14 protein-coding genes are annotated in these 15,041 nt (G+C 60.0%); 10 read left to right on the forward strand and 4 right to left on the reverse strand.

Features of this window, described 5'->3' with window-relative positions; genetic code table 11:
- Positions 1-17: 17 nt before the first annotated feature.
- Positions 18-920 (reverse strand): Hsp33 family molecular chaperone HslO, encoded by a 903-nt coding sequence (hslO, locus tag ACW9IR_RS10440; RefSeq protein WP_110720684.1) that lies wholly within the window; start codon positions 918-920, stop codon positions 18-20.
- A gap of 105 nt (positions 921-1,025) precedes the next feature.
- Between hslO and ACW9IR_RS10445 the strand changes: the two genes are divergently transcribed.
- On the forward strand, positions 1,026-1,826 hold the full coding sequence (locus tag ACW9IR_RS10445) for a phosphatase PAP2 family protein (RefSeq protein WP_110720685.1): 801 nt from the start codon (positions 1,026-1,028) through the stop codon (positions 1,824-1,826).
- 121 nt (positions 1,827-1,947) lie between these two features.
- Here the strand turns inward: ACW9IR_RS10445 and ACW9IR_RS10450 are convergent, their stop codons facing one another.
- Complete coding sequence (locus tag ACW9IR_RS10450) at positions 1,948-2,355, reverse strand: RNA-binding S4 domain-containing protein (RefSeq protein WP_007917939.1); 408 nt, start codon at positions 2,353-2,355, stop codon at positions 1,948-1,950.
- A gap of 116 nt (positions 2,356-2,471) precedes the next feature.
- On the opposite strand from ACW9IR_RS10450, the gene rimA reads away from it, so the two are divergent.
- The 3 genes from rimA to rimK are packed head-to-tail and all read left to right on the forward strand — an operon-like array spanning position 2,472 to position 4,649.
- Positions 2,472-3,251 (forward strand): S6 modification regulatory phosphodiesterase RimA, encoded by a 780-nt coding sequence (gene rimA / locus ACW9IR_RS10455; RefSeq protein ID WP_095123422.1) that lies wholly within the window; start codon positions 2,472-2,474, stop codon positions 3,249-3,251.
- Between the two features lie 16 nt (positions 3,252-3,267).
- A complete protein-coding gene (gene rimB, locus ACW9IR_RS10460; protein WP_042557136.1) occupies positions 3,268-3,747 on the forward strand; it encodes a retropepsin-like aspartic endopeptidase RimB in 480 nt (159 codons plus the stop codon).
- Positions 3,744-4,649, forward strand: a complete 906-nt coding sequence (gene rimK, locus ACW9IR_RS10465; RefSeq protein WP_007949201.1) for a 30S ribosomal protein S6--L-glutamate ligase — start codon at positions 3,744-3,746, stop codon at positions 4,647-4,649. Before rimB ends, rimK begins: the two co-directional genes overlap by 4 nt.
- A gap of 343 nt (positions 4,650-4,992) precedes the next feature.
- Here the strand turns inward: rimK and ACW9IR_RS10470 are convergent, their stop codons facing one another.
- Positions 4,993-6,306 (reverse strand): ATP-binding protein, encoded by a 1,314-nt coding sequence (locus ACW9IR_RS10470; protein WP_007917930.1) that lies wholly within the window; start codon positions 6,304-6,306, stop codon positions 4,993-4,995.
- 113 nt (positions 6,307-6,419) lie between these two features.
- Entirely contained in the window at positions 6,420-7,160 is a 741-nt protein-coding gene (ompR, locus tag ACW9IR_RS10475; protein WP_095123420.1) for an osmolarity response regulator transcription factor OmpR, read from the reverse strand.
- Positions 7,161-7,518: 358 nt separating this feature from the next.
- Between ompR and ACW9IR_RS10480 the strand changes: the two genes are divergently transcribed.
- The 6 genes from ACW9IR_RS10480 to tauC all read left to right on the forward strand — a co-directional run bounded on the left by ACW9IR_RS10480 (position 7,519) and on the right by tauC (position 15,035).
- A complete protein-coding gene (locus ACW9IR_RS10480) occupies positions 7,519-9,843 on the forward strand; it encodes a Tex family protein (protein ID WP_457463068.1) in 2,325 nt (774 codons plus the stop codon).
- Positions 9,843-10,226, forward strand: a complete 384-nt coding sequence (locus ACW9IR_RS10485; protein WP_053116527.1) for a PaaI family thioesterase — start codon at positions 9,843-9,845, stop codon at positions 10,224-10,226. The genes ACW9IR_RS10480 and ACW9IR_RS10485 overlap by 1 nt, the downstream gene beginning before the upstream one ends.
- A 270-nt stretch (positions 10,227-10,496) precedes the next feature.
- Entirely contained in the window at positions 10,497-12,080 is a 1,584-nt protein-coding gene (gene gshA / locus ACW9IR_RS10490) for a glutamate--cysteine ligase (RefSeq protein WP_311884944.1), read from the forward strand.
- Between the two features lie 330 nt (positions 12,081-12,410).
- Positions 12,411-13,388: a taurine ABC transporter substrate-binding protein gene (tauA, locus tag ACW9IR_RS10495; RefSeq protein ID WP_110720688.1), complete on the forward strand. Its 978-nt coding sequence runs from the start codon at positions 12,411-12,413 to the stop codon at positions 13,386-13,388.
- A gap of 16 nt (positions 13,389-13,404) precedes the next feature.
- Positions 13,405-14,199, forward strand: coding sequence for a taurine ABC transporter ATP-binding subunit (gene tauB / locus ACW9IR_RS10500; RefSeq protein WP_095122225.1), 795 nt, complete (start codon positions 13,405-13,407; stop codon positions 14,197-14,199).
- Positions 14,196-15,035: a taurine ABC transporter permease TauC gene (tauC, locus tag ACW9IR_RS10505; RefSeq protein WP_457463072.1), complete on the forward strand. Its 840-nt coding sequence runs from the start codon at positions 14,196-14,198 to the stop codon at positions 15,033-15,035. The genes tauB and tauC overlap by 4 nt, the downstream gene beginning before the upstream one ends.
- Positions 15,036-15,041 lie beyond the last annotated feature (6 nt).

Raw genomic sequence — 15,041 nt, forward strand, 5'->3', positions numbered from 1 at the left:
ACCTGCGCTGAACCGTTTTAGTGCCGGGTATCTGACGGCGTGTCGACGCCTGCGCCAGCGAACAATTGAGCAATATCGGCCGCGTCGAACAGGTACTGCTGATTGCAGAACTGGCAATCGATCTCGATAGTGCCGCCGTTCTCTTGGACCAATTGTTGTGCATCCTCAAGACCCAGACTGACCAGCGCGTTGCCCGAACGCTCGCGCGAGCAGGTGCAACGGAAACGCAGGTTCTGCACATCAAACAGGCGCACCTGCTCTTCATGGTAGAGGCGATGCAACACGGTTTCGTTGTCCAGGCTCAACAACTCATCGGCGGTCAGCGTGCTCGCCAGTGCGGTGAGGTGCTGCCAGCTGGCGGCGCGCTCTTCTTCGTCTTTCAGGCGATCGGCCGGCAGTTGTTGCAGCAGCATCCCGCGGGCACGACGGCCATCGGCGAACAGCTTGAAGCGCGTGCCGACCTGTTGCGACATGACGAAATAGTTGGTGAAGCATTCCGACAGGGTTTCGCCGTCGAGATCGACAATGCCCTGGTAGCGCTGACCGACAGTCGGGTCGACGGTCAGGGTCAGGTCACCGCCCGGCATCAGGTCGGCAAGGGTCGCATCCGGCGCGATCTGCTCGGCGTTGTAACGCGCCAGGCCACGGATATCGCGCTCGCTGGAACATTCGATCATCAGCAGCGGGATCGGGCCTTCGGAACGCGCCTGCAGAATCAGCAAGCCATCGAACTTCAGCGTGCCTACCAGCAACGAGGCGGCCGCCATCAATTCGCCCAGCAGTTGCGCCACTGGCTCCGGGTACGGGTGCTTGGCGAGAACCTCGGCGTAGCTGCGTTCAAGCGCAACCAGTTCGCCGCGCGTGTCGCTGTCATCGAAGATGAAACGTTGGGTGAAATCGGTATCCGCTAGGTCGGTCATAATTTTGGGTATCTGAATGTGGTGACAAAATGGTTACAAGACGTGAAAATTTGCGCTTCTTGGCACTCTTTTTGGTGCCGACTGCTCTGCCATGGGAGGCATTTTATGAACAATCCGGGTTTGTTCCAATCTAGGTGGAACCTCGGCCGGCTGGTTCTGTGCAACGTAGTGCCGTTGGCGCTACTGGCTTTCTGGTTATGGCCTACGGGCAACTCGCTGTGTGTGATTTTCGACGAGTGGCTGTTCCGCTCGCTCAATGCACCGCTGGCCAGCAACCCGATATGGCTCCACATCTGGGCAATTGCAAGTCTGCGCCCATTCGACATCGTTGTCGGACTGATCCTGCTGACGCTGCTGATCAAGGGTGACTGGGTGTTCAAGGCCATTGACGTGCGTCGCGCATTCTTCGGTTTTTTCTCGATCCTGTTGTTGATGGTGGTGATCCGCGCGCTGTTTTCCAAGTTCGCCGACCATATGGACTGGCAACACAGCAGCCCGTCGATGGTGCTCGAAGGCGCGGTGCATATCAGCGATTACTTCCCGCACCTGGAGAAAACCTGGGAGCTGAAGGATCGCTCCGGCCAGAGTTTTCCGGGTGATCATGCTTCAGTGCTGTTGATCTGGGCGCTATTTATGGGCGTGTTCAGTCGTACGGTCGGCCAGTTTCTGACGATCTGGGGTCTGGCGCTGCTGTTCATGCTGCCGCGCCTGGTGGCCGGTGCGCATTGGGGTCAGGACGATTACATCGGCGGTCTGCTGCTGGCGGTGTGGGCGTTGGGTTGGGGTTTCTACACTCCGTTTGCGTATCACGCCTCGAACTTCTGGCTGAAGGTGACGGCGCCGATCTTTTCGCTGGTGGGCAAGTTGCCGCTGGTTTCGCGGATGAGTGTGGTGCGTAGCGCCTGATACCGAGCTGTCTTCGGCGAGCGCTGCGCCCGCGATTCGCGAGCAGGCTCGCTCCCACATTAGAATGCAGTTTCCTGTGGGAGCGAGCTTGCTCGCGAAGAGGCCAGCACCAACAACGCGATTATTCGTCGTTACTGCTACCGCGAAACTTGAACAAATCCCGCCGCTGCTTTTTGCTCGGCTTGCCGTCGGTGCTCACGCCCAACGCGCCCGCCTTGCGCATCGCCGCGGCTGCTTCACGCTTGGCAATACTCGCCTCGGTCTCTGCATACAGCGTCTGCGCCTCCGGGGCGCCACGTCGCACAATCGACAACGCTTCAACCTTCACCGTACGCACTTCAAACCCGGTACGAATCTCGAACTCATCGCCAATGCGTGGCTCTTTGCCAGGCTTGCAGCGTTCGCCGCGACAATGCACCTTGCCGCTCTCGATCGCCGCTTTGGCCAAGGCGCGGGTCTTATAAAAACGCGCAGCCCACAGCCACTTGTCGAGACGGACCTTGTCGTCCTCTTCGCTTTTTTGTGCCATTTGAATTCCTCGTTCGGCCAGTAGTCGGAACTGTACTACCGTTTCTGTCGGGCGCAAGAACTCGGCCCTCCAGATAGACTGTGATCTTGGCCGGTACATCGGCATGGAGTGATCGAGTGACTAAATTTCCGTCTTCATTAACCTCACCCAAGGCCGGTTGCCAAGGGTGTCAGCAAAGCGAACCGCTGGGCTTCGATTTTTCCTTCGCCTACCAACCCATCGTCGATCTGCGCGACCAGTCGGTTTTCGCCCATGAAGCGCTGGTTCGCGGTGTGAAGGGTGAAGGCGCACTCACTGTGTTGGATCAGGTTACAGAAGATAACCGCTACCGTTTCGACCAGCTCTGCCGGACCCGCGCCATCGAAGGTGCGGCCGATCTTAATATGCAGACACACTTGTCGATCAACTTCATGCCCAACGCGGTCTATCGTCCAGAGTTATGCATTCGCAGTACCCTGGAGGCGGCAAAAAAACACCGTTTCCCTATCGACCGGCTGATTTTCGAAACCCTGGAAAGCGAGCACGTAGATAACTATCGCCATTTGACCAATATTCTGCGTGAATACCGCGAATTCGGCTTCAAGACTGCCATCGACGATTTCGGTGCCGGTTATTCGGGGCTCAATCTGCTGGCTGATTTCCAACCGGACCTGATCAAACTCGACATGGCGCTGATCCGCGATGTCGATCAAGACCGTGTTCGTCAGGCGATAGTGCGGGGGATTGTCACAATCTGTGCGGAGTTGGACGTTACAGTCATTGCCGAAGGCATCGAGAGCGCCGGTGAACGGGATTTCCTGGCGGACTGTGGAATATTTCTGATGCAGGGCTACTGGTTCGCCAAACCTGCATTCAAAGCGTTGGCCCAGGTTTCACCTGAGGCCTGGACACGTTAATCGTTGGTTTTTTCTATTGAAGACATTTGATCATTTGACCGTTGTCGGTCTGCGCGAGTGGGTGGCGCTCCCGGATTTGGGAGTCGCAGGCCTGCGAGCGAAAATCGACACCGGCGCCAGCACCTCCAGCCTGCATGCCACCGACATCGAACCGTTCGAACGCGACGGTGAGAAATGGGTGCGCTTCACCGCGCACCTGGGCACGGTGGTGCAGTTGCGTCACCGCCGCTGCGAAGCGCCACTGGTGACGCGCAAAACCATCAAAAGCTCCAACGGCCATGCCCAGGAGCGCTATGTGATCAGCACCACTCTGGCTTTGGGTGATCGGGTCTGGCCGATCGAGTTCACCCTCGCCTGCCGCAAATCCATGCGCTATCGCCTGTTGCTCGGTTCCAAAGCCCTGATCGATGGCCAACTGGTCGTCAATCCGGGCATCAAGTATGTACAAGACAAGCCGGTGTTCCCGGTATCTACCTCCTCCACAGGTGTTGCATGAAGATCGCTGTGCTGTCGCGGAACCCGCGTCTGTATTCCACCCGCCGTCTGGTCGAAGCCGGAACCGAGCGCGGGCATGAAATGGTAGTGATCGACACCTTGCGCGCCTACATGAACATCGCCAGCCACAAGCCGCAGATCCACTATCGCGGCAAACCGCTGGAAGGCTTTGACGCGGTGATTCCACGGATCGGTGCGTCGGTGACGTTCTACGGCTGCGCGGTGTTGCGCCAGTTCGAAATGATGGGGGTATTCCCGCTCAACGAATCGGTGGCCATCGCCCGTTCGCGGGACAAGTTGCGTTCGCTGCAACTGCTGTCGCGGCGCGGCATCGGTCTGCCGGTGACCGGGTTTGCCCACTCGCCGGATGACATTCCCGATCTGATCGACATGGTCAACGGTGCGCCATTGGTGATCAAAGTGCTGGAAGGCACGCAAGGTATCGGCGTGGTGCTGTGCGAAACCGCCACGGCCGCAGAGTCGGTGATCGAGGCGTTCATGGGCCTGAAGCAGAACATCATGGTTCAGGAGTACATCAAGGAAGCGGGTGGTGCGGATATTCGCTGCTTCGTGGTCGGTGACAAAGTCATCGCAGCGATGAAGCGTCAGGCCAAACCCGGCGAGTTCCGCTCCAACCTGCATCGCGGCGGCAGCGCCAGCCTGATCAAGATCACCCCGGAAGAGCGCATGACCGCGTTGCGCGCAGCCAAGGTCATGGGCCTGGCGGTGGCGGGCGTGGATATCCTGCGCTCCAATCACGGGCCGCTGGTGATGGAAGTGAACTCGTCGCCGGGTCTGGAAGGGATCGAGACCACCACGGGGAAGAATGTGGCGGGGATCATCATCGAGCATCTTGAGAAGAATGGCGGGCCGAATATGACCCGCACCAAAGGCAAGGGCTAGAGCGAAGAGCTAGAGCTAAGAGCAACAGCCCCTCACCCTAACCCTCTCCCGAAGGGAGAGGGGACTGATTGGGGGATATTGGAGAACTACGCCGACCTGATCCTGCTGTGCCGAATCCACAATCGCCCCAGTCTTTCAGGTCGATGTATGACCCCAGACACCTCGGTCTGCCCCTCTCCCTCCGGGAGAGGGGCCGATTGGGGGATGATTAAGAGATACGCCGACTTGATCTTGCTGTACCGGATCCATAATCGACTCAGTCTTTCAGGTCGATGTATGACGCAAAACACCTCGGTCAGCTCCCTCTCCCTCCGGGAGAGGGCTGGGGTGAGGGGCTTTTGATCTACACAGCATCCCGCGGCAACATCAATCCCAACGGCAACCTCACCCGCGCCTCCAGTCCACCCCCGGACCGATTGCGCAATTCAACATTGCCGCCATGCATCGAAGCAATCCGCTTCACAATCGCCAAACCCAAGCCAGTACCCTTCCCGCCCCGGGCACGATCGCCACGGGTAAATGGGTTGAAGATCGCCTCCAGCTCCGAAGGATCGATCCCCGCCCCTCGGTCCATCACGCTCAGCACCACATACGGCGCACTGACGTCACCGGACACATAAGCCGCGACTTCAACGTGACCGCCGGCATGGTTCAAGGCGTTGCCAATCAGGTTGTTCAGCAAGCGTTTCATCGATACCCGACGCAGCGGAAACGGCTGAATCGGCTCCAGACGCAAACGCACCTTCTCTTCGTTCTGGTTGTACGGCGCCGCGACCTCGCGCACCAGATCAGTCAGATCCACCTCTTCCACCGATTCGTCGCGACCATCGCGAATAAACGCGAGGAACTGGTCGAGAATCGCATCCATGTCTTCGATGTCCCGGACCATGTCGTCGGTCAGGTCATTGCGGTCGCCCATCAATTCCAGCGACAGGCGCAACCGCGTCAACGGTGTGCGCAAGTCATGGGACACGCCGGCCAGCATCAACTCACGCTCGCGTCCGGCCTGCTCGACGTCTTCGGCCATCTGGTTAAAGGCGCGATAAACCTCGGTCATCTCGCTCGGCGTATCGCTGATCGGCAGACGTACGCTGCGACCCTGACCGAGTTGCCGGGCGGCATAGACCAGACGCTTCAAGGGTTGGTTGAGCTGGCTGACGAAAATCCACGCCGACGCCGTCGACAGCAAGCCGATGGCGAGGAACCAGCCGAGCACGTTCCAGATTTTCTGGCCGCGCAACGGGTGCGGATACAGCGGCACCTTCAGCCAGCCGTCACCGAGGCTCGGGGCGCGCACCCACAACGCCGGCGGCGAGTGCATGCGCAAACGCACTTCAGTGTCGGCGCCCAACTCCGCCTGCATCTGCCGCTGATAGATTTCGCTGTACGGCCAATGCTGCTCGCCTTCCGGCACACCGGCGCCCACAACCCGAATCAGGGTCGCTGCATCAGCGATCTTCGCGCGGTTTTCTTCATCGGCGGCCCAATAGGCACGCAGCGTCAGGGCGACGCCGTGGCTGTATTGGCGATCCACCAGCACGTCCTCGTTCATCAACAGATAAACCAGGGTCAGCGCCTTGGAAAACAGCACGACGATGAGCACCAGCCAAAGGGTGCGGGAGAAAAAGCTTTGGGGGAACCAGACGGGGGTTTTCATCTATAACCGCTACACACTTGCAGGAGCGAGCAATGCTCGCATATTGCGGATTGCGAGTCTGCGGGCATGGCCGTTCGACCAAAACCTGCAGACCCGCTCCTACAAATCGCCGATCACTTGGTGGCGGCGCCATCCGGTACGAACACGTAGCCCACACCCCAGACAGTCTGGATATAGCGCGGCTTCGATGCATCAGGCTCGATCATGCGGCGCAGACGGGAAATCTGCACGTCGATGGAACGCTCGAGGGCATCCCACTCGCGGCCACGGGCCAGGTTCATCAGTTTGTCGCGGGTCAGCGGCTGACGCGCGTTCATCACCAGGGCCTTGAGTACCGCAAACTCACCGGTGGTGAGCATGTGCACTTCGTCGCCGCGTTTCAGTTCGCGGGTGGCCAGCGACAACACGTAATCACCGAAGGTGACGTTTTCGTCTTCGCTGCCCGGCGCGCCGGGTACCGGTGCGGCCTGACGACGCAGTACAGCTTTGACCCGCGCCATCAGCTCGTCCGGGTTGAACGGCTTGGCCAGATAATCGTCGGCGCCCAGTTCCAGACCCTTGATACGGCTCATCTCATCGCCCTTGGCGGTGAGCATGATAATCGGGATCTGGTTGTTCGCGGCCCGCAGACGCCGGCACGCGGTCAGACCGTCTTCGCCGGGCAGCATCAGGTCGAGGACGACCAGATTGAAAACTTCACGCGACAGCAGACGATCCATCTGCTCGGTGTTCGGTACGGTACGGGCGCGGTAGCCCTTGCTGACGAAAAAACGTTCCAGCAGGCTGCTCAGCCCCGGATCGTCGTCAACGATGAGAATTTTTTCGCCTTCAGCAGTTTGTGCAGTGCTGCTCATTGGATGCTCCTTTTAGCTCGGCGCGCATTATGGCGTAGCTGCCGTTATACGCACCGTGTGCATTGTTAGCAGATTTTTCCTTCACTGCCAGAAAACCGGGGTTTATGCCTACAGACTGCGACGCCCCCGAATGACAGAACGCTGGTTATAATGCGCGGCGTTTTGTGCCAGGCAACGTCTGAATCGTTACCGCAGGTGGCAGGCTTTTTTTCCTGCCTATCGCAGTAATTGTTCGATTTCACGGGTCAATGGCCTGCCTTTTGACCCAGGCAGCGGCAATTTTCTAGCCGCTCAACCAGACTCCGGGCCTTTATTTCCGTGCCTGAGAGCCTGATTTCACAATATGTCAGGTGGTTTTATGGACAGCATCAACAGCCGCATTGCCGAGGAACTCGGCGTACGCCCACAACAGGTCGAAGCGGCCGTCGCGCTACTCGATGAAGGCTCTACCGTTCCCTTCATCGCCCGTTACCGGAAAGAAGTCACCGGCAGCCTCGATGACACTCAGTTGCGTCATCTGGAAGAGCGCCTGCGCTACCTGCGAGAACTCGACGAACGGCGCATCAGCATCCTCGCCAGCATCGAGGAGCAAGGCAAACTCACCCCTGCCCTTGAGCGCGACATCAAACTCGCCGACACCAAGACCCGCCTCGAAGACTTGTACCTGCCGTACAAGCAGAAGCGCCGCACCAAGGGCCAGATCGCCCTGGAAGCCGGCCTCGGCGACCTGGCCGACGGCCTGTTCAACGACCCGAACCTGACCCCGGAAACCGAAGCCGCACGCTTCATCGACGCCGAAAAAGGCGTGGCCGATGTGAAAGCCGCACTGGAAGGCGCCAAGTACATCCTCATGGAGCGCTTCGCCGAAGACGCCAGCCTGCTGGAAAAACTGCGTAACTACCTGAAACAGGAAGCGACCCTCAGTGCCCGCGTCATCGCTGGCAAGGAAGAGGAAGGCGCCAAGTTCCGCGATTACTTCGAACACGACGAACCGCTGAAAAGCATGCCGTCGCACCGCGCGCTGGCGATTTTCCGTGGCCGCAACGAAGGCATCCTCAGCTCCGCGCTGAAAGTCGGCGACGAGCTGCCGGGCACCATGCACCCGTGCGAAGGCATGATCGGCCAGCAATTCAACATCCAGAACCAAAACCGCCCGGCCGACAAATGGCTCGGTGAAGTGGTGCGCTGGACGTGGAAGGTCAAGCTTTACACGCACCTGGAGACCGACCTGCTCGGCGAACTGCGTGACGGCGCCGAAACCGAAGCGATCAACGTGTTCGCCCACAACCTGCACGACTTGCTATTGGCCGCACCGGCCGGCCCGCGCGCAACCCTGGGCCTCGACCCGGGCCTGCGTACCGGCTGCAAGGTCGCCGTGGTCGATTCCACCGGCAAGTTGCTCGATCACGCCACGGTTTACCCGCACGTGCCGCACAACAAGTGGGATCAGACCATCGCCATTCTGGCCGCCCTGTGCGCCAAGCACTCGGTTGACCTGATCGCCATCGGCAACGGCACCGCCAGCCGCGAAACCGACAAACTGGCGATCGAGCTGATCAAAAAATACCCAGCGATGAAAATGACCAAAGTCATGGTCTCCGAGGCCGGTGCGTCGGTGTACTCGGCATCGGAACTGGCGGCCAAGGAATTCCCGGATCTCGACGTGTCGATCCGTGGCGCCGTGTCCATCGCCCGTCGTCTGCAGGATCCTCTGGCCGAGTTGGTGAAAATCGACCCGAAATCCATCGGTGTCGGCCAGTACCAGCACGACGTTTCGCAGCTGAAACTGGCGCGCGGTCTGGACGCTGTGGTCGAGGACTGCGTGAACGCCGTTGGCGTTGACGTGAACACCGCTTCGGTGGCGCTGCTGGCGCGTATCTCCGGCCTCAACGCGACGCTGGCGCAAAACATCGTCGCGCACCGCGACGAGCACGGCGCATTCAAAACCCGCGCAGCCCTGAAGAAGGTCGCACGTCTGGGCGAAAAAACCTTCGAACAGGCCGCCGGCTTCTTGCGCGTGATGAACGGCGACAACCCGCTGGATTCGTCGGCCGTTCACCCGGAAGCCTATCCGCTGGTGCAGCGTATTGCCGCTGAAACCGACCGCGACATCCGCTCGTTGATCGGCGACGCAAGCTTCCTCAAGCGTCTGGATCCGAAGAAATTCACCGACGAGACCTTCGGTCTGCCAACCGTGACCGACATCATTCAGGAACTGGAAAAACCGGGCCGCGACCCGCGTCCGGAGTTCAAGACTGCCGAGTTCCAGGAAGGCGTCGAAGATCTGAAAGACCTGCAACTGGGGATGATCCTCGAAGGTGTGGTGACCAACGTGACTGCGTTCGGTGCGTTCGTCGATATCGGCGTGCATCAGGACGGTCTGGTGCATATCTCGGCGCTGTCGGAGAAGTTCATCAAGGATCCGCGCGAAGCGGTGAAGGCCGGTGACGTGGTCAAGGTGAAAGTCATGGAAGTCGACATCCCGCGCAAACGCGTTGGCCTGTCGATGCGCATGGGCGACACCCCGGGCGAGAAAATCGACGGTGCCCGTGGTTCGCGTCCGGGCTCGGCCCAGCGCCAGCCTTCGAACAACGCGCCACGTAAGGAAACCGCACCCGCAGCGCCAGTGAACAACGCGATGGCCTCGCTGTTCGCCAACGCCAAGCAGTTGAAGAAACGCTGATGGAAATTCCGGCCGGGCTCGTCGAGAGCGCGTTTTTCAAGCTGTTGGGCTGCCGCCTGCACAGCCTGGAAACCGGGGTGGCGCAGGTCGCCCTGGTGCTGGAACCGGAACTGCGCAATCGCGGCGGCAAATTGCACGGTGGCGCGCTGTTCAGTCTGGTCGATATCGCCATGGGGCTGGCCTGTTCCAGCACCCACGGCTTCGATCAACAGAGCGCGACCATCGAGTGCAAGATTAACTACATCCGCGCCGTTTCCGACGGCGAGGTCATGTGTACGGCACGGGTCATCCACCCGGGCCGCCGCACTTTAGTGGTCGAAGCCGACGTGATGCAGGGCGACAAACTGGTCGCAAAAGCACAAGGCACGTTCGCTGTCCTGTAGCTACCGGTCATCATTTTGAGTTAATTTCGGCGCAACGAACCTTGTGGGAGCGAGCTTGCTCGCGAAGGCGGTGTGTCAGGCAACCGAAATTTTGGCTGATAAACCCTCTTCGCGAGCAAGCTCGCTCCCACAGGGATTGTGCAGTTCCTGACTGACCGGCAAATGGCCTGCCGCTACAAAACCAGGCGAAAACGCCAGTTTCAACTTCACCCTTGTAGACCGTCCTGCCCACCCCCATATTGGGGCGACTGACGCGTGAAGGAATCCAAATTGAGCGAACTTCTCAACCGCCGCCTGGCTCTGCTCGGCGAGCGCGCTAACCTCTCTCTGCTCGAGCAGTGCCTGCACGGTATCGAACGTGAATGCCTGCGCGTGACCAGCGAAGGTCGCCTGGCGCAAACGCCGCACCCCGAAGCCTTGGGTTCCGCGCTGACCAACGAACAGATCACCACCGACTACTCCGAGTCGCTGCTGGAATTCATCACGCCCGCCCTGCCCGACCCGGCCGACACGCTGGCGAGCCTGGACAAGATTCACCGCTTTGCCTACAGCAAACTCGGCAACGAGTACCTGTGGAGTCCATCGATGCCGTGCCCGTTGCCGGCCGAGGAAGACATCCCGATCGCCTATTACGGCACCTCCAACATCGGTCAGCTCAAGTACGTCTATCGCAAGGGTCTGGCCCTGCGGTACGGCAAGACCATGCAGTGCATCGCCGGGATTCACTACAACTTCTCCCTGCCGGAAAAGCTCTGGCCGCTGCTGCGTGAAACCGAAGGATTTGTCGGCACTGACCGCGATTTTCAGTCGTTTTCCTACATCGCACTGATCCGTAATTTCCGTCGTTACAGCTGGCTGCTGATGTACCTGTTCGGTGCCTCGCCAGCGCTCGACGCCGGTTTCCTGCGCGGTCGTTCGCATCAGTTGGAACAGCTCGATCCGGACACCTTGTATTTGCCGTATGCCACCAGCCTGCGCATGAGCGACCTCGGTTACCAGAGCAACGCCCAGGCCGGTCTGACACCGTGCTACAACGATCTGGCGAGCTACACCGACAGCCTGCGCAAAGCCGTGGCCACGCCGTACGCGCCGTACGTTGAAGTCGGCACGCACCAGGATGGCGAGTGGGTGCAGCTGAACACCAACATCCTGCAGATCGAAAACGAGTACTACTCCAACATCCGCCCGAAACGCGTGACCTATACCGGCGAACGGCCGATTCAGGCGCTGGTGGCGCGTGGCATTCAGTACGTTGAAGTGCGTTGCCTGGATATCAACCCGTTTTTGCCGATGGGCATCGACCTCACCGAGTCGCGCTTCCTCGACGCGTTCCTGCTGTATTGCGCGCTCAACGACAGTCCGTTGCTGACCAACACGTCGTGCGGCAATGCCACATCGAACTTCCTCAGCGTCGTGAAAGAAGGTCGCCGTCCGGGTCTGCAATTGCAGCGCGACGGTGAGTCGGTGGAGATGAAGACCTGGGCGGCCGAACTGCTGGAGCAAATCGCGCCACTGGCGGCGTTGCTGGATCAGAGCCATGGCGGCGATGCGCACAGCAAGGCACTCGATGCGCAACTGGCCAAGGTCAGCGATCCGTCCCTGACGCCATCCGCGCAGGTGTTGGCGGCGATGGCTGAGCACAAGGAAAGCTTTGCGCAGTTCTCGTTGCGTCAGAGCCAGGCGCATGCCGAATTTTTCCGCAGCGAGCCACTGGCGGCGGATGAGCAGGCGAAGTTTGAGGAGTTGGCGCGTACGTCGCTGGCTGCACAGGCTGAGCTGGAGCAGAACGAGGTGGGGGATTTTGACGTGTTTGTCGGGTCGTATCAGGCGAGTATTTTGGCGATCAGCAACTAAAAGCCCCTCACCCTAGCCCTCTCCCGGAGGGAGAGGGGACTGATTCAGCTGCTCATGAAAGTTACGCCGACCTGAAATACCGAGCCGAGCTCAGGCCTTGAAAAGCACAGAGATCGGCCCCCTTTCCCCCTCGCCCCCCTGGGGGAGAGGGCTGGGGTGAGGGGGCAAAGATCTAACGTCGAACGAATAAATCCGAAAAGCCCACAAACTCCCCCGCTCTTAGATTTTTCCGCTCATAAGCTCATTCTAAAAAGTTATTTATTTGCCGATTCTTAGATCATTTAGTCTCCTTTCACGCCGACGCTCGGTCGCCTGATATGGAGCTCTTCAATGAAACTGAATTTCCCGCTTCGCCTGCTCGCCGTGGCCTCCCTGGCTGCCGCGAGTTTTCTGGCTCAGGCCGCCGACCTCACCGTCGCCTACCAAACCACCGTTGACCCAGCGAAAGTCGCTCAGGCCGACGGCGCTTATGAAAAAGCCACCAAGGCCGACATCAGCTGGCGCAAATTCGACAACGGCGCCGACATCATCGCTGCCATCGCTTCCGGTGATGTGCAGATCGGCTACCTCGGTTCGAGCCCGCTGACCGCCGCGATCACGCGCAAAGTCCCGGTCGAAACTTTCCTCATCGCCACGCAGATCGGCGCCGCTGAAGCACTGGTCGCGCGCGACGGCTCCGGCATCAAGACGCCACAGGATCTGATCGGCAAGAAAATCGCTGTGCCGTTCGTGTCCACCGGTCACTACAGCCTGCTCGCGGCGCTGAAGCACTGGAACATCGCCCCATCGAAAGTCACCGTGCTCAACCTCGCGCCGCCAGCGATCATCGCCGCGTGGAAACGCGGTGACATCGACGCCACTTACGTGTGGGATCCGGCACTCGGTGTCGCCAAAGAAAACGGCAAAGTGCTGATCACTTCCGGCGAGCTGGCCAAGTTCGGCGCGCCGACCTTCGATGCGTGGATCGTGCGCAAAGACTTCGCCGAGAAGCACCCGGAAATCGTCACCGCGTTCGCCAAGGTCACCCTCGACGCCTACGCCGATTACCGCAAAGACCCGAAAGCCTGGCTCGCCGATCAGTCCAACGTCGACAAGCTGGTGAAACTCTCCGGTGCCAAGGCCAGCGACATCCCATTGCTGCTGCAGGGCAACGTCTACCCGCTGGCGGCTGATCAGGTCGTCAGCCTCGGCGCGCCGACCACCAAAGCCATCACCGACACCGCCGCGTTCCTCAAGGAGCAAGGCAAGGTCGAAGCCGTTCTGCCGGACTACGCGCCGTACGTCAGCGCCAAATTCATCACCAACTGATCGGGAGTTAACTGCGATGGCCTTGCTACAGCTGGAGCGCATCAGCGCACAGTACCCGGGCAGCCCGGAACCGGTGCTGGCGGATATTTCTCTGACCCTGGGGCCTCAGCAATTGCTGGTCGCCCTCGGCCCGTCCGGCAGTGGCAAGACTTCGCTGTTGAACCTGATTGCCGGTTTCGTCGAACCGAGCGCCGGGCGCATCACCCTCGACGGCGTGCCGGTCAAAGGCCCGAGCGCCGAACGTGGCGTGGTGTTCCAGGATGACGCGTTACTGCCTTGGCAGGATGTGTTGGCCAACGTCGGTTTCGGTCTCGAACTGGCCGGGGTCGCCAAGGACAAACGCGAAAAAATCGCCCGTGAAATGCTCGCGCTGGTCGATCTTTCCGGTTTCGAAAGCCGTCGTATCTGGCAACTCTCCGGTGGTCAGAAGCAGCGTGTCGGCCTCGCCCGCGCCCTCGCCGCTGATCCGCGTGTATTGCTGATGGACGAGCCCTTCGGCGCGCTCGACGCGTTCACCCGCGAACAGATGCAGGAGCTGTTGCTGCAAGTCTGGCAGCGCACGGCCAAGCCGGTTTTCCTGATTACCCACGACATTGAAGAAGCGGTGTTCCTCGCCACTGACCTGATTCTGCTCGCGCCGAATCCGGGGCAGATCGTTGAGCGCCTGCATCTGGATTTCGGTCAGCGTTACGCTGCCGGTGAATCCGCCCGCGCGATCAAATCCGATCCGCGTTTTATCGAAACCCGCGAACACGTGCTGAGCAAAGTGTTCTCGCAACGCGGTGCAATTCAACGGCAGGAGCGCGCATGAGTAGTTACGACGTTTCTTCGGCTGCGGTAAAACCGGTCAGCGCTTCGGCGGCGATTCCCGTACGCCGCAGCCTCAGCACACGCTGGATCAGCTTGCTGACGCTGTTTGCCTTGTTGGCGATCTGGTGGGCAGTGACCGCCACCGGTTTGATCGAACCGCTGTTCCTGCCGCCACCCTCTGCCGTACTGCAAAAAGGCTGGTTGCTGGCGACTACCGGGTACATGGATTCAACGCTGTGGCAGCACCTCGGCGCAAGCCTTAGCCGCATCGGTCTGGGCCTCGGTTTTGCGATTCTGACCGCCGTACCGGTGGGCATTGCCATCGGCGCCAACCGCATCGCCCGTGGCGTGCTCGATCCGCTGATCGAGTTCTACCGCCCGATTCCACCGCTGGCTTATCTGCCGTTGATCGTGATCTGGTGCGGCATCGGTGAGTTGTCGAAAGTGCTGCTGATTTATCTGGCGATTTTCGCGCCGATTGCCATCGCTACCGCCACCGGTGTGCGCACGGTTGATCCGGCGAAATTGCGCGCAGCGCAGTCGCTCGGCGCGACTCGCGTGCAGCTGATTCGTCATGTGATTTTGCCGAGCGCGTTGCCGGACATTTTGACGGGCGTGCGCATTGGTCTGGGGGTTGGCTGGTCGACGCTGGTTGCGGCCGAACTGATTGCTGCCACCAGCGGCTTGGGTTTCATGGTGCAGTCGGCCGCGCAGTTCCTGGTCACCGATGTGGTGGTGCTGGGGATTCTGGTCATCGCCCTGATCGCCTTCGCCATGGAAATGGGCCTGCGCGCCCTGCAGCGCAAACTGGTGCCGTGGGACGGCCAGGCCCACTGACAACTT

The organism is Pseudomonas sp. SDT291_1_S447, assembly GCF_054070155.1.